Here is a 20,162-nt window from a genome sequence, read left to right as displayed (position 1 = left end):
GAGACACACATGCAATGGGAAGTCGTGATCGGGCTGGAGATTCACACTCAGCTCACTACCCGGTCGAAAATCTTTTCCGGTAGTTCCACCCAGTTCGGCTCCGAGCCGAACACCCAGGCCAGCCTGATCGACCTGGGCATGCCCGGCGTACTGCCGGTGCTGAACCAGGAAGCGGTGCGCATGGCGGTGATGTTCGGTCTGGCGATTGACGCCGAGATCGGCCAGCACAACGTGTTCGCCCGTAAAAACTACTTCTACCCGGACCTGCCCAAGGGCTACCAGATCAGCCAGATGGAATTGCCGATCGTCGGCAAGGGCCACCTGGACATCGCCCTGGAAGACGGCACGGTCAAACGTGTCGGCATCACCCGCGCGCACCTTGAAGAAGACGCCGGCAAAAGCCTGCACGAAGAATTCAGCGGCGCCAGCGGCATCGACCTGAACCGTGCCGGTACGCCGTTGCTGGAAATCGTTTCCGAACCGGACATGCGCAGCGCCAAGGAAGCCGTGGCTTACGTCAAGGCGATCCACGCGCTGGTGCGTTACCTGGGCATCTGTGACGGCAACATGGCCGAAGGCTCGCTGCGTTGCGACTGCAACGTATCGATCCGTCCGAAAGGCCAGGTCGAGTTCGGTACTCGCTGCGAGATCAAGAACGTCAACTCGTTCCGCTTCATCGAAAAAGCGATCAACAGCGAAATCCAGCGTCAAATCGAGCTGATCGAAGACGGTGGCAAGGTGATTCAGCAGACCCGACTGTACGATCCGAACAAGGACGAAACCCGTCCGATGCGCAGCAAAGAGGAAGCCAACGACTACCGTTACTTCCCTGATCCGGACCTGCTGCCAGTCGTGATCGAAAACACCTTCCTCGACGACGTGCGCGCCACCCTGCCGGAATTGCCGCCGCAGAAGCGCGAGCGTTTCCAGGAGCAGTTCGGTCTGTCGGTCTACGACGCCAGCGTCCTGGCCACCAGCCGCGAGCAAGCCGATTACTTCGAGAAAGTCGCAAGCATCGGCGGCGACGCCAAGCTGGCAGCGAACTGGGTGATGGTCGAGTTGGGCAGCCTGCTCAACAAGCAAGGCCTGGACATCGAAGATTCGCCGGTTTCCGCCGAGCTTCTGGGCGGCATGCTGCTGCGCATCAAGGACAACACCATCTCCGGCAAAATCGCCAAGGTGGTGTTTGAAGCGATGGCGAACGGCGAAGGCAGCGCAGACGAGATCATCGACAAACGCGGCCTCAAGCAAGTGACCGACACTGGCGCGATCTCGGCGGTGCTGGACGAAATGCTCGCGGCCAACGCCGAGCAGGTCGAACAATACCGCGCGGCAGACGAAGCCAAGCGCGGCAAGATGTTCGGCTTCTTCGTCGGCCAGGCCATGAAAGCTTCCAAAGGCAAGGCCAACCCGCAACAGGTCAACGAACTGCTGAAAAGCAAGCTCGAAGGCTGATGAGAATGGAGCCAGCTCTAAATACTGGCTCTATTCCCTGTGGCGAGGGAGCTTGTCGGATCGCCGCACCGTCCCGCTGGTCTGCGAAGCAGACCCAAATAGGTCACCGCATTTTTTCAGAAAATGTGTTGTCTGATTTTGCGACCGCTTCGCGGTCGAGCGGGAGCAAGCTCCCTCGCCACAACTATTTTGCGAGCCTTCGAATGAAACGTCTGCTTGGCGCCTGCGCCCTCCTCTCGCTCCTGGCCGGCTGCGCCAGCACCGACACCGTCGACCCGCACGGCTACGACAAAACCGGCATGGCGTCGTACTACGGCTCCAAACACCAAGGCAAACGCACCGCCAGCGGCGAGCGTTTCAACAAGAATTCCATGACCGCCGCCCATCGCCAGCTACCCTTCGGTACGCGGGTGAAGGTCACCAATCTGAATAACGACAAGTCCTGCGTGGTACGCATCAATGATCGCGGACCGCACACCCGTGGCCGCCTGATCGACCTGTCCCAGGAAGCCGCCGAGCGCCTGGGCATGCTACGCAGCGGCACCGCGCGGGTTCGCGTGCAAGCCCTCGACGACTGACCGATGGAGCCCCGACCATTTTCGGACTAGCCGACTTACCCCTGATCAGCGTGATCGAATTGCTCAGCGGATTGTTCCTGCTGATTGTCGGCGCCGAATTGATGGTGCGCGCCGCCGTACGCATTGCCGCGCGGTTGCACATACGCCCGCTGATCATCGGCCTGACCATCGTCGCCCTCGGCAGCAGCGCACCACAAATGGCGGTCAGCCTGCAGGCGACCCTGGCGCACAATGCCGACATCGCCGTCGGCAGCGTGATCGGCAGCAGCATCTTCAACATCCTCGTCACCCTCGGGCTGTCCGCCCTGATCATTCCTTTGCGTGTTTCCCGGCAATTGGTGCGCCTGGATATTCCACTGATGATCGGTGCCAGCCTGCTGGTGTTCGTACTCGCCTGGAATGAAGAACTGACCCGTGTCGACGGCGTGATGCTGCTGACGGCACTGGCGATTTACCTGGGGTTGCTGCTGCGCCAGTCGAGACACTCGGCACGCCCGGTATCGAGCCATGACCATCATGCGCAAGCGCCATGGCTGAGCAGCCTGCTGATGATCGTCGCCGGGCTGGCGATGCTGGTGTACGCCGGGCACTTGCTGCTGGGCGCCGCGGTTGCGGTCGCCACCGATCTCGGGTTGTCGGAGCGGATCATCGGCCTGACCATCGTGGCCGTCAGCACCTCACTGCCTGAGCTGGCCACTTCGTTGATTGCGGCAATGCGCGGCGAACGCGATATCGCCGTGGGCAACGTGATTGGCAGCAACCTGTTCAACCTCCTGGGTGTGCTCGGCTTTACCGCGCTGGTGGCGCCATCGCCGCTGTCTGTGTCGCCCAATGCCCTAGATTTCGACCTGCCGGTGATGCTCGGCGTCGCGGCGCTGTGCCTGCCGGTGTTCTATTCCGGCTACCGGGTGACCCGCGCCGAAGGCCTGCTGTTTCTGGGTCTGTACCTGGCGTATGGGCTGCACGTGGTGTCGTTCACCACCGGCATGCCACTGGCCGGCAAGCTGGAACACCTGATGCTGTTTTTCGTCCTGCCGGCGCTGGTGGCGTTTTTGCTGTTCACGTCGCTACGCGCCTGGCATCGCCAACACCATAAGAAGGAAGTCCCATGACCGAGAACAAAAAAACCGGCGTTGAAGTTCGTCGCCAAGTAATGGGCGACGCCTTCGTCGACCGCGCACTGGGCAATGCCACCGAGTTCACCCAGCCGCTGCAGGACTTTGTCAATGAACACGCCTGGGGCGGCGTGTGGAATCGCGAAGGCCTGCCGCTGAAAACCCGTAGCCTGATCACCCTCGCCGCCCTGACCGCGCTCAAGTGCCCGCAGGAATTGAAAGGTCACGTGCGTGGGGCCTTGAACAACGGCTGCACCGTGGAAGAAATTCGCGAGGCGTTGCTGCATTGCGCGGTGTATGCCGGCGTGCCGGCGGCGATTGATGCGTTTCGCGCGGCGCAGGAAGTGATCGACAGCTACCAGAAGCCGGAGTGATCACCTCACTCGGCAACGCTTGTGGTTGAACGGTTCAACCACATATTTCGACAATAAAAGCCCCCCTGCCAAACCTGTTCCCGCACGCCTCTTTTCGACACACTGCGCCGACAAAAAAACCGACGGGGAACAGTCGGTGCAGCTTCGCTGTACTCAGGATCAGAACCTTTCCCCGCATCACAAGGAAGGTTCCCATGGGATTGAACGCCAGGTTCGTATTGTCAAAATTGATGTTATCCAGCCTGCTCGTCAGCAGTTCGATACATGCCTCAACCCAAGCGTGTTTCGACACCAGCAACCAGGACTTCAGCGAAGTACTTGCCTGCTACAAGAAAGCCGAAGACGCCAACCCACTGGTTTACTCCGTCAAAGGCAACACGCCATTTCCCGGTGTGGAGAAGCGCAGTTTCGACCTATCCTCCCAGCAATGGTCGCCACAAGGACTGGTAAGCCCCATCCAGTGGAAACACACTGTGGACATCTACATCCCGGACAATGCCCTGCACGGCCAGTCGCTGCTGGTGGCCAACAACGGAACCCCCAACGCCGGGCCAGACAACGCCGACGAACCGACGGACTTTACCGAAGCCATGGCCCTTGAAGTGGCGCGTAGAACACGCACTATTGTCATTTCCGTCAGCAACGTCCCGAACCAGTACCTGACCTATGCCGATGACGGCATAGCGCGCACGGAAGATGCCAGCGTCGCCCACAGCTGGAAACTCTTTCTCGAAGACCCCCACCAGCGCCCGTACATGTCGGTGCGCCTGCCGATGGTGGTGTCGATGGTCAAGGCCATGGACCTCGCGCAAAGGGAACTGCAGCCTTGGGGGATAGAGCGTTTCATCGCTAGCGGCGCATCAAAACGTGGCTGGACTACCTGGCTGACAGCCATCGCCGATGACCGGATCACAGCCATCGTGCCATTTGTCATCGATGTGCTGGGCATGGATAAAGTGCTTGAACACACCTATCAAAGCTACGGCAAGAACTGGCCACTGGCGTTCTTTGACTACCATCACGAGGGCATCACCCAACAGATCAAGACTGAAAATTTCGCCCGATTGATGAAAATCGAAGATCCGCTCAGCTACCTGCAGACCCGCTATGCCGATCGCCTGGCAATCCCGAAATACATCGTCAACGCCAGCAGCGACGATTTCTTCCTGCCAGACAATTCACAGTTTTTCTTCGATCAGCTACCAGGCCCGAAAGCCTTGCGAGTCGCTCCCAATGCGAGCCACTACGGCATCAACCGGTTCGTCGAGAACTCGCTGATACCGGTCATCAATCGCTGGCAACAGGACAAGCCTTTGCCGGTCATTTCCATGCGCGCCAACCCGCATGTTTCAACACAAAAGGTGGGGCTGCACTTTTCCGAAGCACCGGTGCGAGTGGTTCAGTGGACCGCGATAAATCCGGTCGCCCGGGACTTTCGTCACCCCTGCGGCATCCAATATGTGCCCGAAGACGTAAAGCTCACGGACCCGCTCAACGCCGACATGCAGATCGAAACACCGGAAATTGGCTGGAAAGCGACCTTTGTCGAAACGACCTTTGCCGATGGCTTCGTCGTGACAACCCCGGTGCAGGTCATGCCCACGCACTATCCGACCCAGGCACCTCCGGTGATCGAACCGGTGTGCAAAACCCTCGCAGATGAACTAGGGCGCTAAATCCACCCACCCCACTGCAAAAAGAAGATCCCCACATTGGTGGTGACCGCCGCCATCAGCGTGGTGATCACGATAATCGCCGCCGCCAGTTCATGATTGCCCTCGGCCGCCCGCGCCATCACAAAACTGGCAGCGGCGGTCGGGCTGCCGAAGTACAGAAACAGAATCCCCAATTCCGCGCCGCGAAAACCCCACAACCACGCGCCCAGCGTCGCCAGTATCGGCAAGCCGATCATCTTCACCAGGCTTGAACTCAGCGCCATGTTGCCGCTTTTACGCAGCGCCGCCATGGACAAGGTGCCGCCGATGCAGATCAGCGCCAGTGGCAAGGTGGTTTGCGCCAGATACTGGCCGGAGGTCTCCAGCCACCCCGGCAAGCCGATCTTGAAATAGGCGAAGGGCGCCGCCGCCATCACGCTGATGATCAACGGATTACTGAACACGCTTTTGCAGATGCTCCACGGATCGGACTTGATCACCGGGCTGTACACCGCCAGAACGATGGTCGAGAGCGTGTTGTAAAACAGGATCACCAGCGCCGCGAGGATCGCCCCGAGGGAAATCCCGTAGTCGCCGTACATGCTGGCCGCCAGCGCCAGGCCGATCACCCCGTTGTTACCGCGAAAGGCGCCCTGGGTGTAGATCCCCCGATCTTCCCGCGGACACTTCCAGATCGCCCAGCCCCAGGCGATGGCAAAGCCCACCAGGGTCGCGAGGGAGAAATAGATCAGCAGCGCCGGCTGCAACGCCGCGTGCAGGTCGGCATGCAGGATGCCCAGAAACAGCAGCGCCGGCATGGTGACGTTGAACACCAGGGCCGACGCCGTGTGGATGAAGTTGTCGTTGATCCAGTCGATGCGCTTGAGCAGCACACCCAGAAACAGCATGGCGAATACCGGCGCGGTGATGTTCAGGGTTTCGAGGAAAATTACCAGCATGCCGGAGAGGACCTTGGGGTGGGCGTCGTTAGGGGGCTAATGATAAGCCACTGGAGACTCCGGCGTCTGGTAGACCGCTATCGCTGGCAAGCCAGCTCCTACAGGATCGCGCCGAACACATATTCTGTAGGAGCTGGCTTGCCAGCGATGCAGCCGACGCGGTCTTACGTAATCGGCGCCGGGTTGAACAGGGTGATGTCGTTATGCAGCTTGTGCTGCTCCGCCCAGGTCTGCTTCTTGCCGCTGGCCACGTCCAGATAGTAGTGGAACAACTCCCAGCCGAGATCTTCAATGGAAGCGCGGCCGGTGGCAATGCGCCCGGCGTCGATGTCGATCAGGTCCGGCCAGCGCTGCGCCAATTCAGTCCGGGTCGACACCTTCACCACCGGCGCCATGGCCAGCCCGTAAGGCGTGCCGCGACCGGTGGTGAACACATGCAGGTTCATCCCCGCCGCCAGTTGCAGCGTCCCGCAGACAAAGTCGCTGGCCGGGGTCGCGCAGAAGATCAGGCCTTTGCGCTTGAAACGCTCGCCAGGGCCAAGCACGCCGTTGATCGCGCTGCTGCCGGACTTGACGATCGAGCCCAGGGACTTCTCGACAATGTTCGACAGCCCGCCCTTCTTGTTGCCCGGTGTGGTGTTGGCGCTGCGGTCCGCTTCGCCCTTGGCCAGGTAACGGTCGTACCAGTCCATTTCCCGCACCAGTTCCTGAGCGACTTCCTTGTTCTGCGCGCGGGACGTCAGCAGGTAGATCGCGTCGCGCACTTCGGTGACTTCGGAGAACATCACCGTCGCACCCGCACGCAGCAACAGATCCGAGGCGTAACCCAGCGCCGGGTTAGCGGTGATGCCCGAGAACGCATCACTGCCGCCACACTGCATGCCGAGAATCAGCTCGGACGCCGGCACGGTTTCCCGGCGACGCTGATCGAGCTTCTTCAAACGGGTTTCGGCCAGCGCCATGATCTGCTCGATCATCTCGGTGAAGCCGTGGCTGGAGTCCTGCAAGCGGTACAGCCATGGCTCGCTCAAGTCCACTGAACTGTCGTTCTCGTGCATCACCTGCCCGGCCTGCAATTTCTCGCAGCCCAGGCTGATCACCAGCGCCTCGCCGCCCAGGTTCGGGTTGCGCGCCAAGTTGCGCACCGTGCGAATCGGGATGTACGCGTCGGTCGCGGTGATCGCCACGCCACAGCCATAGCTGTGGGTCAGGGCTACTACGTCATCGACGTGCGGGTACTTGGGCAGCAACTCGGCCTTGATGCGCTTGACCGCATGATCGAGCACCCCTGTCACACATTGCACGGTAGTGGTGATGCCGAGAATGTTGCGCGTGCCGACGGTGCCGTCAGCATTGCGATAACCCTCGAAGGTGAAGCCTTCCAGCGGTGCTTGCGCGACTGGCACGTCGGTGGACAGCGGCAAGCTGTCCAGCGGTGGCGCGGTCGGCATGCGCAGTTGATCTTCCTTGACCCAGCTGCCGCGGGGAATCGGCTGCAAGGCGTAGCCAATGATCTGGCCGTAACGAATCACCTGGCCGCCCTCGGGAATGTCTTCCAGGGTGACCTTGTGGCTCTGTGGCACGAAGTCCACGGTCACCAGGCCGTCCGCAAATTCGGTGCCAGCCGGTACGCCCTGATCGTTGACCACGATCACTACGTTATCCCGCTCGTGCAGGCGGATGTAGCGCGGCGAATCGGAATGTTCAATCAACTGCATGACGCCGCTCCTCAGGAATGCGCTTGAGACAATTTGCCAGGGGCTTCAGTACCATTCGCGGGAGGCTCTTTGAGCACCACACGCTTGATCGGACCTACGATCACCAGGTAGCTGAACACCGCGACCAGCGCGTTGCAACCGACGAACACCAGCGCCCACTTGAACGAACCGGTGGAGCTGATGATGTAGCCGATGACGATCGGGGTGGTGATCGAAGCCAGGTTACCGAAGGTGTTGAACAGGCCACCGCTCAGACCGGCGATCTGCTTCGGCGAAGTATCGGACACCACGGCCCAGCCCAGTGCGCCAACGCCTTTGCCGAAGAACGCCAGGGCCATGAAGCCGACGACCATCCATTCTACGTCGACGTAGTTGCAGGCCACGATGCTGCTGGAAACCAGCAGGCCGGCAATGATCGGCGCCTTGCGGGCGAAGGTCAGGGAATGGCCTTTGCGCAGCAGGTAATCGGAAATCACTCCGCCGAGCACGCCACCGATGAAACCGCAGATCGCCGGCAAGGACGCGATGAAACCGGCCTTGAGGATGGTCATGCCGCGCTCCTGCACCAGGTACACTGGGAACCAGGTCAGGAAGAAGTAAGTGATGCCGTTGATGCAGTACTGGCCCAGGTACACGCCGAGCATCATGCGATTGGTCAGCAACTGACGGATGTAGTCCCATTTCGGGCCGTCGGTCTTCTTGCCTTTGCCCTTGTCCTGGTCCATGTCGACCATGCCGCCGTTGTCGGCGATGTGCTTGAACTCGGCATCGTTGATCATCGGGTGTTGGCGCGGGCTGTGGATAACCTTCAGCCAGATCCCGGAGAAGATGATGCCGATCACGCCCATGACGATGAATACATGCTGCCAGCCGAAGCTGTAGACGATCCAGCCCATCAGCGGTGCGAACAACACGGTGGCAAAGTATTGCGCCGAGTTGAAGATCGCCGAAGCGGTGCCGCGTTCAGCGGTCGGAAACCAGGCCGCCACGATGCGGGCGTTGCCGGGGAAGGATGGCGCTTCGGCCAGGCCGACCAGAAAGCGCAGCATGAACAGCGCAACCACCGCCGTGGACATGCCGAACTCGCCGACATAACCCTGCAGGACGGTGAACAGCGACCAGGTGAAGATGCTCAACGCGTAGATTTTTTTCGAACCGAAACGGTCCAGCAACCAGCCACCGGGGATTTGCCCGGCCACGTAGGCCCAACCGAATGCGGAGAAGATATAACCGAGGGTGACCGCGTCGATGCCGAGGTCTTTTTGCAGGCTCGAGCCGGCGATGGCGATGGTCGCGCGGTCGGCGTAGTTGATCGTGGTCACCAGGAACAGCATGAGCAGGATCAAATAGCGGACGTGAGTCGGCTTGGTCGTTTGCATGTAGATGTACTCCCACTGATTATTTTTATGCGCGGGTGAATCTTTGTTTCCCCTGTAGGAGCTGCCGCAGGCTGCGATCTTTTGATCTTTGGCGTCTTTGAGGTCGCCGAAAATCAAGATCAAAAGATCGCAGCCTGCGGCAGCTCCTACAGGGGGTGTTGCGTTTACGAACCGATGTAGCTGGTCTTCACGACCGTGTAGAACTCTTGCGCATAGCGACCTTGCTCACGTGATCCATAGGATGAACCTTTACGCCCACCGAACGGAACGTGGTAATCCACACCGGCGGTCGGCAGGTTGACCATCACCATCCCGGCCTGGGAGTGGCGCTTGAAGTGGTTGGCGTATTTCAGCGAGGTGGTGGCAATGCCCGCCGACAGCCCGAACTCGGTGTCGTTGGCCATGGCCAGCGCGGCTTCGTAATCGGCGACGCGGACGATGTTGGCCACCGGGCCGAAGATCTCTTCGCGGCTGATGCGCATCGACGCTTCACTGTCGGCAAACAGGGTCGGCGCGAGGAAGTAGCCCTCGGTGTCGCAGGTCACCAGACCACCACCGCTGACCAGACGTGCACCTTCGGACTGGCCGATGTCGATGTACTTCATGTCCTGTTCAAGTTGCGCTTGCGAGACCACCGGACCGATGTCGGTGCCAGCCTTCAACGCATGGCCGACCTTGATCGACTTCATGCGTTCGGCCATGGCTTCGACGAACTTGTCGTGAATGCCAGCGGTGACGATAAAGCGGCTGGAAGCGGTGCAACGCTGGCCGGTGGAGTAGAACGCGCTCTGTACCGAGAGCTCGACCGCTTGTTTGAGGTCGGCATCGTCGAGAATGATCTGCGGGTTCTTGCCGCCCATTTCCAGCTGCACCTTGGCCTGGCGCGATACACAGTTGACGGCGATCTGACGACCGACACCGACCGAACCGGTGAAGCTGATGCCATCGACTTTCGGGCTGTTGACCAGCGCTTCGCCGACTACGCGACCGCTGCCCATCACCAGGTTGAACACGCCGGCCGGGAAACCGGCGCGGGAGATGATTTCCGCCAGGGCCCAGGCGCAACCCGGCACCAGGTCCGCCGGTTTGAGCACGACGCAGTTGCCGTAGGCCAGGGCTGGGGCGATTTTCCAGGAAGGGATCGCGATCGGGAAGTTCCACGGGGTGATCAGACCGACCACGCCCAAGGCTTCGCGAGTGACTTCAACGTTGACGCCCGGACGTACCGACGGCAGGTAGTCGCCGGACAGACGCAGGCACTCGCCGGCGAAGAACTTGAAAATGTTGCCGGCGCGGGTCACTTCACCGATGGCTTCCGGGTGGGTCTTGCCCTCTTCCCGGGCCAGCAGGGTGCCGAGCTCTTCGCGGCGGGCGAGGATTTCAGTGCCGACTTTATCCAGGGAATCGTGGCGCGCCTGGATGCCGGAAGTGGACCACGCCGGGAACGCGGCACGGGCAGCGTCGATGGCAGCGTTGACCTGGGCCAGGTCAGCCTTGGCGTAGTCGCCGATGGCGTCGCTCAACTCGGACGGGTTGATGTTGGTCGAGTAATCGCTGGCCGCGACCCATTCGCCATTGATGTAGTTATCGAAACGCTTTGCATCTGCCACGAGATGTTCTCCTCACGCAAAAAACCGCTGATCGCTCAGCGGCTCTGGTTTTGTCGGATGTTACTGAGCACCTTGCTTGTCGATCAGCGCGGCGAGCATTTCGTACTCTTCGCCGGTCAGATCGGTCAGTGGTGCACGCACGGGACCGGCGTCGTAGCCGGCAATTTTTGCCCCGGCCTTGACGATGCTCACGGCATAACCGGCCTTGCGGTTACGGATGTCCAGGTACGGCAGGAAGAAGTCGTCGATGATCTTGCCGACGGTGGCGTGATCTTCGCGAGCGATCGCGTGGTAGAAGTCCATCGCGGTTTTCGGGATGAAGTTGAACACCGCCGAGGAGTAGACCGGCACGCCCAGTGCCTTGTAGGCCGCGGCGTAGACTTCGGCGGTCGGCAAGCCACCCAGGTAGCTGAAGCGATCACCGAGGCGACGACGGATCGACACCATCAACTCGATATCACCCAGGCCATCCTTGTAGCCGATCAGGTTCGGGCAGCGCTCGGCCAGACGTTCCAGCAGCGGCGCGGTCAGGCGGCAGACGTTACGGTTGTAGACCACCACGCCGATGTTGACCGATTTACACACGGCTTCAACGTGGGCGGCAACGCCGTCCTGGCTGGCTTCAGTCAGGTAGTGCGGCAGCAGCAACAGGCCCTTGGCGCCCAGACGCTCGGCTTCCTGTGCGTATTCGATGGCCTGGCGGGTCGAACCGCCCACGCCGGCCAGGATTGGCACGCTGGTGGCGCAAGTGTCGACCGCCGTCTTGATGATTTCCGAATATTCGCTGGCCGCCAGAGAGAAGAACTCACCGGTGCCGCCCGCGGCGAACAGCGCCGAGGCGCCGTATGGGGCCAGCCATTCGAGACGCTTGATATAACCCGCGCGATTGAAGTCGCCCTGAGCATTGAAATCGGTGACCGGGAAAGACAGCAGACCGGAAGAGAGGATGGACTTCAGTTCTTGTGGATTCATTATTCGAACACCCTGGATAGCGACGTTGTGTGAGAAAACCGTTCAGCCTGCGCTGAAGTTGTAGGTCATCGTACAACTTAAAATACAACCGTCAACTGCATTTCATCGCTGGGGGGTGGAAATTGTTCGACAAGAAGGGTCACAAGCCCGCGTTTAAGGGCCTTTCAGTGTCGAGAGAAGAAATGGAATGCGCGACGCATTCACAGCAGAGGAGATACGTTGTCGGAAGATCGATCAGCGACTGGCTGAAGAATGCGGCGTGCTTGCGGCCCAATCGCGAGCAGGCTCGCTCCCACAGGGGATCGCCTGCGCGCACAAACATCTGTGAACATCCGCAATCAACTGTGGGAGCGAGCCTGCTCGCGATGACGGCTTGCCAGACGATGAGTCGCCCGAAGCAGTAAGACTAACCCCGCTGCGCCTCAGCCTCTTCATGGGCATGGCGCAACCGCTCACGACTGTTGGTCAGGTGCAAACGCATGGCGGCCCGGGCCGCATCGGAATCCTGACGGGCAATGGCGTCGTAGATTTCCTCGTGCTCACGGCTCAGGCGACCCATGTAGTGCTGCTGGTCGTCATGGGCCAGGCGCGCGGAATTCAACCGTGTGCGCGGGATAATGCTGGTGCCCAGGTGGGTCATGATGTCGGTGAAATAACGGTTGCCCGTGGACAGCGCTATTTCGAGGTGGAAGGCGAAGTCCGAAGCCACGGCGTCACTGGCATGGGCGGCGCTTTCATTCAACGCATCGAGGGCGGCGCGCATGTTGGCCAGCTGTTCCGGACTGCGGCGTTGCGCCGCCAGGCCGGCGGACTCCACTTCCAGGCTGATGCGTAGCTCCAGGATCGCCAGCACATCGCGCAAGGTCACCACGGTCGCCGGGTCGATACGAAAGCCGCTCGGGCTCGGCGTGTCGAGCACGAAGGTGCCGATGCCATGGCGGGTTTCCACCTGGCCGGCCGCCTGCAGACGGGATATCGCTTCGCGCACCACCGTGCGGCTGACACCATGGGCATCCATGATGGCCGACTCGGTGGGCAACTTGTCGCCACGCTTGAGATGACCGTCGCGGATCTGCTCGGACAGCACCGTCACCAGTTCCTGAGCGAGGCTGCGACGCTTGCGTGGGAGGCGTGGTGTGTCGATCGGGTTTTCCATGGTGTACATCGGTCTCGAAAAGTTCGGCGGCTGAAAGCGCATCATAGCGCAACGCGGTTGTACGATCACCCATCCCCCTAAACCCCTGTAGGAGCTGCCGCAGGCTGCGATCTTTTGATCTTGCTTCTTTAAAATCAAGATCAAAAGATCGCAGCCTGCGGCAGCTCCTACAGGGGCGGGGGTGTTTATGCGGTCACGGCCTGCTCCACCAGATGACCATTCTCAATACGAACATGCCGCGGATGGAAGCGCTTGAGGCTGCTGCGATGGCCGACGCTGACAATGCTCAGCCCCGGCAATTCATCGATCAACGCCTGGTACAGCGTGGCCTCGTCTTCTTCGTCCATCGCCGAAGTCGCTTCGTCCATGTACAGCCATTGCGGTGCATAAAGCAGCGCACGGGCAAAGGCCAGGCGCTGCTGCTCACCCGGAGACAACATGCGCTGCCAGTGGTTGGCTTCGTCGAGACGGGCAATCAGGTGCGGCAAACGACAGGTTTCCAGCACCTGCACGTAGCGCTCCTTCGGATAGGTATCGCCGGGCTGTGGATAACTGAGGACATCACGCAGGGTGCCAATCGGCAGGTACGGTTTTTGCGGCAGGAACAGGTAACGTGCCGATGGCAGGCGAATACTGCCGTGGCCGGCCGGCCACAGATGCCCCATTGCCCGCAGCAGGGTGGACTTGCCGCTGCCGGAGCGACCGCTGAGCATCACACGGTCGCCCTCCTCCACGGTCATGTCGGCGTTGGTCAGCAGGTGACGACCTTCCGCCAGGTCGAGGCCAAGGTTGTGCACCTTCAGGACGGAGCCCGAATTCTGCACGTCGATGGCTGGCGCACGCTCTTCGTTGTCACGCATGGCCTGGTGGAAGCTCAGCAGACGATCGCAGGTGGCACGCCAGGAAGCGAGGCTCTGGTAGGCGCTGATGAACCAGCTGAAGCTTTCCTGCACATTGCCGAACGCCGAGCTGATCTGCATCAGTTCGCCCAGTTCGATCTTGCCAGCGAGGTAACGCGGCGAGGCAACGATGAACGGGAAGATGATGGCTGCCTGGCTGTAACCGGCGGTGAAAAACGTCAGGCGCTTGGACACCTTCATGATGTCCCAGAAGTTATGCCAGACCATCCCGAAGCGGCTGCTCAACCGACGATTTTCGTTCGGTTCGCCGTTGTACAACGCGATGCTTTCGGCATTCTCGCGAATCCGCACCATGGAGAAACGCAGGTCGGCTTCGAAGCGTTGTTGTTGGTTGTTCAGACCTATCAGGCGACGACCGATCAAATGCGTCAGCCAACTGCCCACCACGGCGTAGACCAGCACGCACCAGAACATGTAGCCGGGAATGGTGATGCCGAACACTTCGATACTGCCCGACACGCCCCACAGAATGATCGAGAACGACACCAGGCTGACGATATTGCGCAGCAGCCCGATACCCAGTTCAAGGGTGTTGGAGGTGAAGTTGTTGAGGTCTTCGGAAATCCGCTGGTCGGGGTTATCGGTGTAACCGCCCTGCTCCAGCTGGTAGTAGTTTTTGTCCGCCAGCCAACGGCTGAAATGCTTTTCGGTGAGCCACGCCCGCCAGCGGATCGTCAACATCTGCGTCAGGTAGAGCCGATACACCGCGCCGACGATCGCCACCGCCGCAATCGCACAGAAATACAGGATCAGTTGCCAGAACGCTGCCTCGTCCTTCTTTTGCAGGGCGTTGTAGAAGTCCTTGTACCAGGTGTTGAACCACACCGAGATCCCCACGCTGATCAGCGACAGCGCAATCACCGCGATCAGCAGTGTCCAGGCCTTGACCTTCTCTTCACTGCGCCAGTAAGGCGTGATCATTGCCCACACTTTGCGAAAAAACTGCCCGCGCACGGCGTCGTTGACCGCGGAATACTCAGCGTTCTGATTCATGGATAAGGCTCAATAAAGAAAAGAACACGCACGAACCGATCATAGATGATCGGTCCGGTTTGTCGCGAGATGCGGCCCGCATTCGTTCAGCGCAGGTTCAGCGGCGAACGGGGCGCTTCTGCAGTTTGCGCTGCAGGGTGCGACGGTGCATGCCCAGGGCGCGGGCAGTGGCGGAGATGTTGCCTTCGTGCTCGGTCAGCACGCGCTGGATGTGCTCCCACTGCAGGCGGTCCACTGACATCGGGTTTTCCGGCACCAGGCTGTCGAGGTCGGCGTGTTCGGACAGCAGCGCCGCCAGCACGTCGTCGGCGTCAGCCGGTTTGCACAGGTAGTTGCAGGCACCGCGCTTGATCGCCTCGACGGCGGTGGCAATGCTCGAATAACCGGTGAGGATCACCACGCGCATTTCCGGGTCCATTTCCAGCAGCTTGGGCAACAGCACCAGGCCCGAATCGCCGTCCATTTTCAGGTCCAGGGCGGCGTAATCCGGCAGGTCGGCCTTGGCCAGTTCCAGGCCTTCTTCGGCGGAACCGGCAGTACTGACGCGAAAACCGCGGCGGGCCATGGCGCGGGCCATGACGCGGGTGAATGTGGCGTCGTCATCGACCAGCAACAAATGCGGCAGTTCTTCGCCTTCGACTTGGATCTCTTCACTCATGTTCGTCTCCTCGGGCGACACGGGGAAGGCGCAGCTCGGTGAGCGTGCCGCCTTCCTCATGACTGTAGAGTTTCACTGAGCCGCCGGCGCGTGTCACGCTGGCCTTGCTCAAAAACAGGCCCAGGCCGAAACCTTTGCCCTTGGTGGTAAAAAACGGCTTGCCGATTTGCTCGGCGATGGCCAGCGGCACACCGGCGCCATGGTCACGGATGCTGATGGTGAGGTTTTCCCAATCCCAGTCCAGCGTCACCTGCAGCCCTTCGGGGCAGGCATCGGCGGCATTGTTCAGCAGATTGAGCAACGCCTGGGTCAAGTCCGGCGGCGGCGCCATACGGGGTACCGGGCCCTGGCCGAGGCGCTGGAAGCGATAGCTGGCTTCCGGGCGCATCAAGTGCCAGCGATTGAGGGCTTCATCAAGCCAGTCGGTGACGTCCTGCATCTCCACCGCCAACCGACGATTGGCCTCTGCGGCGCGCACCAGATGCTGCAAGGTCTCTTTACACAGTTTGACCTGATCCTGCAGCACGCTCAGGTCATCCTGCAACATCGGGTCAGGGTGGTCCTGGCGCATTTCCTTGAGCAACACACTCATGGTCGCAAGCGGCGTCCCCAGTTCATGGGCGGCGCCAGCGGCCTGGGTGGCGACGGCCAACAGTTGCTGATCGCGCAGGCCTTCTTCGCGGCGAATGGCGCGCAGCTCTTCCTGACGACGCAGTTCTTCGGCCATGCGTGCGGCGAAGAACGTGATGACCGCTGCCGCGAGGGCAAAACTCAGCCACATCCCGTACACCTGCAGGTTTTCCCGGGCGATGGGGAAGGTTTGCAGCGGGTAGAACTGCGCCAGCAGCAGTGTGTACATCGTCAGCGCGATCCCCGAGAGAATCACCGAATAACGCCATGGCAACGTCACGGCGGCAATGGTCAGCGGCACCAGGTAATAGGAGACGAAGGGGTTGGTCGAGCCGCCGGAGAAATACAGCAATGCGCTGTGGATAAACAGGTCGCAAGCCAGTTGCACGGCGTATTCGAGCTCGGTCACCGGCCACGAGGTACGCAGGCGAATCGCTGTGAACACGCACAGCAACATCGAACAGGCGAGGGTCGCAGCCAGTTGAAACCAGGGCAGAGGCAACAGTTCGAGCCAGTAGGCCAGGCCCACGGAACCGGCCTGGGCGGCCAGCACCAATGTGCGGATGAATGTCAGCCGCCAGAGGTTCTGGCGAGTGGCGGAAGTGATTTGAACGGGGGCGAGCATGAGCTCTCCTGATGAGCGCTCCAGGCGGATCGCAGGGAGTATAACCAAGCGCGGGGGCTGACAGGCAAAAGTGCGGCAAACGGCCACAGTGTAGGAGCGAGCTTGCTCGCGAAAAACCGGAGCGCGCCACGGGGTGCCAGACTTGCCGCGTAATCGTTGACGACCTTCGCAAGCAAGCTCGCTCCTACAAAGGGCTGCATGCACCTGTATAGAAGTTGTAACTGTGCGAACCAGAGCATAAAAGCTAGAGTCTGATGGTTTCACGCAGGTCCGGACCATACCCCTGCGCACCTTTCAAGGAGCCTTCATGCACACATTCCGCCGCAGCGCCGCCCTCCTCGCCCTGAGTCTCGGCACCGTCGCCAGCCTCCCGGCCCTGGCCGCCGACGAACTGCATTACAACCAGATTTCCCTGCGCGCCGAAGTCAGTCAGGAAGTGGCCCGCGACCTGATGATCGTGACGCTCTACACCGAAGAACAGAACAGCGATCCGGCCAAACTCGCCGCCGACGTCAGCACCACCATGAACAAGGCGCTGGCCCAGGCCAAGCAGGTCAAGGACATCACCCTGCGCCAGGGCAGTCGCAACAGCTACCCGATCTACGACACCAAGGGCCAGAAAATCACCGGCTGGCGTGAGCGCGCCGAATTGCGCCTGGAGAGCTCGGACTTCGCCGCGCTGTCGAAGCTGACCGGCGAACTGCTCACCGACCTGAAAATGGGTGGCATGGACTTCGCCATCGCCACCCCGACCCGCAAGGCCAGCGAAGACGCCTTGCTCAAGGACGCCGTGGCTGCCTTCAAGGCCCGCGCCCAACTGGCCACCGATGCCCTCGGCGGCAAGAGCTACAAAATCGTCAACCTGAACCTCAACAGCAACGGTTATCCACAGCCTTACCTGCGCGCACCGATGATGATGAAAGCGGCCGCCATGGACGCCGCCCCGGTGACACCGGATGTCGAAGCCGGCACCAGCCAGGTCAGCATGACCGCCGATGGCTCGATTGAAGTGCAGATGCCTTGAATCGATAGCCCGTAGACAAAAACGGCGATCATCAAAATGATCGCCGTTTTTTTTGGCAGTTTTCAGGCATGAGCTATAACTGGATAGGTCCACCCGAGAAATGCCGTCGATTGGCCACTATCGGTGCAACAATAACCACTCTTATTCACGCCATGCCCACCCCACAATCCGGGGTATGAATAAGTAACACCCCCGCCCCAAGCGGGAGCAACCCGAGTCAGGCGCGCACTGTAAAAGTGCGTCACTTGCACCGTAAAAACGCCGCGCAAACGGTCAAATGCGTCAGGAATTATACAAATGCGACATTAAGGTACGTTCGTGCCACCGTTTAAGGCTTGTAGTCACTCTGGATCTTGCATTGGGTATGGCCCCTGCATAAGTATCCGCAGGCACGACTCACGAGGTCGTCCTCTAATTCCAAAAATGACAACAAATCATGAGGCCACCATGCTTAAACAAGCGGTCATTCCGTTTTTAGTCGGCGCCAGCCTGTTGGCTAGTGCACCGTTCGCTCAAGCTGCGACTAACCTGGTGTTCTGCTCCGAAGGGAGCCCGGCCGGTTTCGATCCAGGTCAATACACCACCGGAACCGACTTCGACGCCTCTGCAGAAACCATGTTCAACCGCCTCACCCAGTTCGAGCGCGGCGGCACCGCTGTCATTCCAGGTCTGGCGACCAGCTGGGACGTCTCCGATGACGGCCTGACCTACACCTTCCATCTGCGTGAAGGTGTGAAGTTCCACACCACCCCGTACTTCAAGCCGACTCGTGAGTTCAACGCCGACGACGTGCTGTTCACCTTTAATCGCATGATTAACAAGGATGACCCGTTCCGCAAAGCGTACCCGACCGAATTCCCGTACTTCACCGACATGGGGATGGACACCAACATCACCAAGATCGATAAAGTCGACGACAAAACTGTCAAGTTCACCCTCAAGGACGTTGATGCCGCGTTCATCCAGAACATGGCCATGAGCTTCGCCTCGATCCAGTCCGCCGAGTACGCTGCCCAGTTGCTCAAGGAAGGCAAGGCCGCCGACATCAACCAGAAGCCGGTCGGCACTGGCCCGTTCGTGTTCAAGAGCTACCAGAAAGACTCCAACATCCGCTACACCGGGAACAAGGACTACTGGAAGCCTGACGACGTGAAGATCGACAACCTGATCTTCGCCATCACCACCGACCCGTCGGTACGTATCCAGAAGCTGAAGAAGAACGAGTGCCAGGTCACCCTGTTCCCTCGTCCGGCCGACCTGAAGGCGCTGAAAGAAGACAAGGATCTGAAACTGCCTGACCAGGCCGGTTTCAACCTGGGTTACATCGCCTACAACGTGATGCCCAAGGTCAAGGGTCAAACCGACGCCAACCCGCTGGCCGAGCTGAAAGTTCGCCAGGCACTGGACATGGCCGTCAACAAGCAACAGATCATCGACTCCGTGTACCAGGGCGCCGGCCAACTGGCCGTCAACGCCATGCCACCGACCCAGTGGTCCTACGACACCACCATCAAGGATGCGCCGTACAACCCTGAGAAAGCCAAAGAGCTGCTCAAGGAAGCTGGCGTGAAAGATGGCACCGAAATCGTGCTCTGGGCGATGCCGGTACAGCGTCCATACAACCCGAACGCCAAGCTGATGGCAGAAATGCTGCAGTCTGACTGGTCCAAGATCGGCCTCAAGGTCAAGATCCAGAGCTACGAGTGGGGCGAGTACATCAAGCGCTCCAAAGGTGGCGAGAACCAGGCGATGCTGATTGGCTGGAGCGGTGACAATGGTGATCCGGACAACTGGCTGAACGTGCTGTTCGGCTGCGACTCGCTGGAAGGCAACAACTTCTCCAAGTGGTGCGACAAGAAGTTCGACGACATCGTCAAGCAGGCCAAGCGCACTTCCGACCAGGCCAAACGCACCGAACTGTACAAGCAGGCGCAACACGTCCTCAAAGATGCAGTCCCAATGACACCTATCGCTCACTCGACGGTGTTCCAACCCATGCGCGCCAACGTGCAGGACTTCAAGATCAGCCCATTTGGCTTGAACTCCTTCTACGGCGTCAGCGTCAGCAAATAAGGTTTTGCAACGGCGACGTTTCTGACGTCGCCGTTGCTTTATCTACCGAGCAAGCAGGAATTTGCCTACATCCAAATCCGCAGCTGACTACAGCATCGGGTGAGGACGCGTCGCCATTTCCTACGAGTCTTTAGGACTCTACGTATTTACTGCCGGACCCGTGGCTCATACCGTCGGGATCCGACCAGTGCATGCGTGGGTCATCGGTTACTGCTGCGTGCATGGATTGAAATCAATGATGCCTCTACGTCTACGGACGGGACGACGG

At 60.1% G+C, this 20,162-nt stretch carries 16 protein-coding genes and 1 pseudogene; 7 read left to right on the top strand and 10 right to left on the bottom strand.

Features of this window, described 5'->3' with window-relative positions; translation table 11 throughout:
• Nucleotides 1–9: 9 nt before the first annotated feature.
• The 5 genes from gatB (at nucleotide 10) to CD175_RS25655 (ending at nucleotide 5,198) form a co-directional block, all read left to right on the top strand.
• The gene (gene gatB, locus CD175_RS25675) at nucleotides 10–1,455 is read left to right on the top strand and encodes an Asp-tRNA(Asn)/Glu-tRNA(Gln) amidotransferase subunit GatB (RefSeq protein ID WP_104450933.1); all 1,446 of its coding nucleotides are present in this window, start codon (nucleotides 10–12) and stop codon (nucleotides 1,453–1,455) included.
• A 203-nt stretch (nucleotides 1,456–1,658) separates the two neighbouring features.
• Entirely contained in the window at nucleotides 1,659–2,033 is a 375-nt protein-coding gene (locus CD175_RS25670) for a septal ring lytic transglycosylase RlpA family protein (protein ID WP_104450932.1), read from the top strand.
• Between the two features lie 50 nt (nucleotides 2,034–2,083).
• Nucleotides 2,084–3,145, top strand: a complete 1,062-nt coding sequence (locus CD175_RS25665; protein WP_007976473.1) for a calcium/sodium antiporter — start codon at nucleotides 2,084–2,086, stop codon at nucleotides 3,143–3,145.
• Nucleotides 3,142–3,522 (top strand): carboxymuconolactone decarboxylase family protein, encoded by a 381-nt coding sequence (locus CD175_RS25660; protein WP_007976475.1) that lies wholly within the window; start codon nucleotides 3,142–3,144, stop codon nucleotides 3,520–3,522. The genes CD175_RS25665 and CD175_RS25660 overlap by 4 nt, the downstream gene beginning before the upstream one ends.
• A gap of 194 nt (nucleotides 3,523–3,716) precedes the next feature.
• Nucleotides 3,717–5,198: a PhoPQ-activated pathogenicity-related family protein gene (locus CD175_RS25655; RefSeq protein ID WP_104450931.1), complete on the top strand. Its 1,482-nt coding sequence runs from the start codon at nucleotides 3,717–3,719 to the stop codon at nucleotides 5,196–5,198.
• Here the strand turns inward: CD175_RS25655 and CD175_RS25650 are convergent.
• The 10 genes and pseudogenes from CD175_RS25650 to CD175_RS31815 form a co-directional block, all read right to left on the bottom strand.
• Nucleotides 5,195–6,136: an AEC family transporter gene (locus CD175_RS25650; protein WP_104450930.1), complete on the bottom strand. Its 942-nt coding sequence runs from the start codon at nucleotides 6,134–6,136 to the stop codon at nucleotides 5,195–5,197. The two genes, CD175_RS25655 and CD175_RS25650, sit on opposite strands and share 4 nt — an antisense overlap.
• A gap of 164 nt (nucleotides 6,137–6,300) precedes the next feature.
• Entirely contained in the window at nucleotides 6,301–7,854 is a 1,554-nt protein-coding gene (garD, locus tag CD175_RS25645) for a galactarate dehydratase (protein ID WP_104450929.1), read from the bottom strand.
• Nucleotides 7,855–7,865: 11 nt separating this feature from the next.
• On the bottom strand, nucleotides 7,866–9,311 hold the full coding sequence (locus CD175_RS25640; RefSeq protein WP_146094608.1) for an MFS transporter: 1,446 nt from the start codon (nucleotides 9,309–9,311) through the stop codon (nucleotides 7,866–7,868).
• Between the two features lie 86 nt (nucleotides 9,312–9,397).
• A complete protein-coding gene (locus CD175_RS25635; protein WP_104450928.1) occupies nucleotides 9,398–10,843 on the bottom strand; it encodes an aldehyde dehydrogenase family protein in 1,446 nt (481 codons plus the stop codon).
• A 60-nt stretch (nucleotides 10,844–10,903) separates the two neighbouring features.
• Nucleotides 10,904–11,815, bottom strand: coding sequence for a 5-dehydro-4-deoxyglucarate dehydratase (gene kdgD / locus CD175_RS25630; protein ID WP_007976489.1), 912 nt, complete (start codon nucleotides 11,813–11,815; stop codon nucleotides 10,904–10,906).
• A gap of 406 nt (nucleotides 11,816–12,221) precedes the next feature.
• Nucleotides 12,222–12,971 (bottom strand): FadR/GntR family transcriptional regulator, encoded by a 750-nt coding sequence (locus tag CD175_RS25625; protein ID WP_015093478.1) that lies wholly within the window; start codon nucleotides 12,969–12,971, stop codon nucleotides 12,222–12,224.
• A 185-nt stretch (nucleotides 12,972–13,156) separates the two neighbouring features.
• Nucleotides 13,157–14,884: an ABC transporter ATP-binding protein/permease gene (locus tag CD175_RS25620; RefSeq protein WP_104450927.1), complete on the bottom strand. Its 1,728-nt coding sequence runs from the start codon at nucleotides 14,882–14,884 to the stop codon at nucleotides 13,157–13,159.
• A 97-nt stretch (nucleotides 14,885–14,981) separates the two neighbouring features.
• Nucleotides 14,982–15,542, bottom strand: a complete 561-nt coding sequence (locus tag CD175_RS25615) for a response regulator transcription factor (RefSeq protein ID WP_007973041.1) — start codon at nucleotides 15,540–15,542, stop codon at nucleotides 14,982–14,984.
• Nucleotides 15,535–16,797, bottom strand: coding sequence for an ATP-binding protein (locus CD175_RS25610; protein ID WP_102698840.1), 1,263 nt, complete (start codon nucleotides 16,795–16,797; stop codon nucleotides 15,535–15,537). The genes CD175_RS25615 and CD175_RS25610 overlap by 8 nt, the downstream gene beginning before the upstream one ends.
• 86 nt (nucleotides 16,798–16,883) lie before the next feature.
• A pseudogene (locus CD175_RS31815) lies at nucleotides 16,884–16,997 on the bottom strand (outer membrane lipoprotein carrier protein LolA); the annotation flags it as partial.
• A 107-nt stretch (nucleotides 16,998–17,104) separates the two neighbouring features.
• Here CD175_RS31815 and CD175_RS25600 point away from each other — a divergent pair.
• Both CD175_RS25600 and CD175_RS25595 read left to right on the top strand, forming a co-directional pair.
• Entirely contained in the window at nucleotides 17,105–17,821 is a 717-nt protein-coding gene (locus tag CD175_RS25600; protein ID WP_104450925.1) for an SIMPL domain-containing protein, read from the top strand.
• A gap of 447 nt (nucleotides 17,822–18,268) precedes the next feature.
• Nucleotides 18,269–19,894, top strand: coding sequence for an ABC transporter substrate-binding protein (locus CD175_RS25595; RefSeq protein ID WP_007973045.1), 1,626 nt, complete (start codon nucleotides 18,269–18,271; stop codon nucleotides 19,892–19,894).
• Nucleotides 19,895–20,162: the final 268 nt, after the last annotated feature.

The sequence above is a fragment of the Pseudomonas laurylsulfatiphila genome, assembly GCF_002934665.1.
GTDB lineage: Bacteria > Pseudomonadota > Gammaproteobacteria > Pseudomonadales > Pseudomonadaceae > Aquipseudomonas > Aquipseudomonas laurylsulfatiphila.
Note: the sequence above shows the minus strand (reverse complement) of the source record. Positions and strands in the feature narration are given on the sequence as shown.

Coding starts and splice junctions, on each gene's coding strand:
- CD175_RS25600 (WP_104450925.1), top strand. CDS start 17,105: ATGCACACATTCCGCCGCAGCGCCGCCCTCCTCGCCCTGAGTCTCGGC.
- CD175_RS25625 (WP_015093478.1), bottom strand. CDS start 12,971: ATGGAAAACCCGATCGACACACCACGCCTCCCACGCAAGCGTCGCAGC.
- CD175_RS25650 (WP_104450930.1), bottom strand. CDS start 6,136: ATGCTGGTAATTTTCCTCGAAACCCTGAACATCACCGCGCCGGTATTC.
- CD175_RS25655 (WP_104450931.1), top strand. CDS start 3,717: ATGGGATTGAACGCCAGGTTCGTATTGTCAAAATTGATGTTATCCAGC.
- kdgD (WP_007976489.1), bottom strand. CDS start 11,815: ATGAATCCACAAGAACTGAAGTCCATCCTCTCTTCCGGTCTGCTGTCT.
- gatB (WP_104450933.1), top strand. CDS start 10: ATGCAATGGGAAGTCGTGATCGGGCTGGAGATTCACACTCAGCTCACT.
- CD175_RS25615 (WP_007973041.1), bottom strand. CDS start 15,542: ATGAGTGAAGAGATCCAAGTCGAAGGCGAAGAACTGCCGCATTTGTTG.
- CD175_RS25610 (WP_102698840.1), bottom strand. CDS start 16,797: ATGCTCGCCCCCGTTCAAATCACTTCCGCCACTCGCCAGAACCTCTGG.
- CD175_RS25670 (WP_104450932.1), top strand. CDS start 1,659: ATGAAACGTCTGCTTGGCGCCTGCGCCCTCCTCTCGCTCCTGGCCGGC.
- CD175_RS25595 (WP_007973045.1), top strand. CDS start 18,269: ATGCTTAAACAAGCGGTCATTCCGTTTTTAGTCGGCGCCAGCCTGTTG.
- CD175_RS25660 (WP_007976475.1), top strand. CDS start 3,142: ATGACCGAGAACAAAAAAACCGGCGTTGAAGTTCGTCGCCAAGTAATG.
- garD (WP_104450929.1), bottom strand. CDS start 7,854: ATGCAGTTGATTGAACATTCCGATTCGCCGCGCTACATCCGCCTGCAC.
- CD175_RS25620 (WP_104450927.1), bottom strand. CDS start 14,884: ATGAATCAGAACGCTGAGTATTCCGCGGTCAACGACGCCGTGCGCGGG.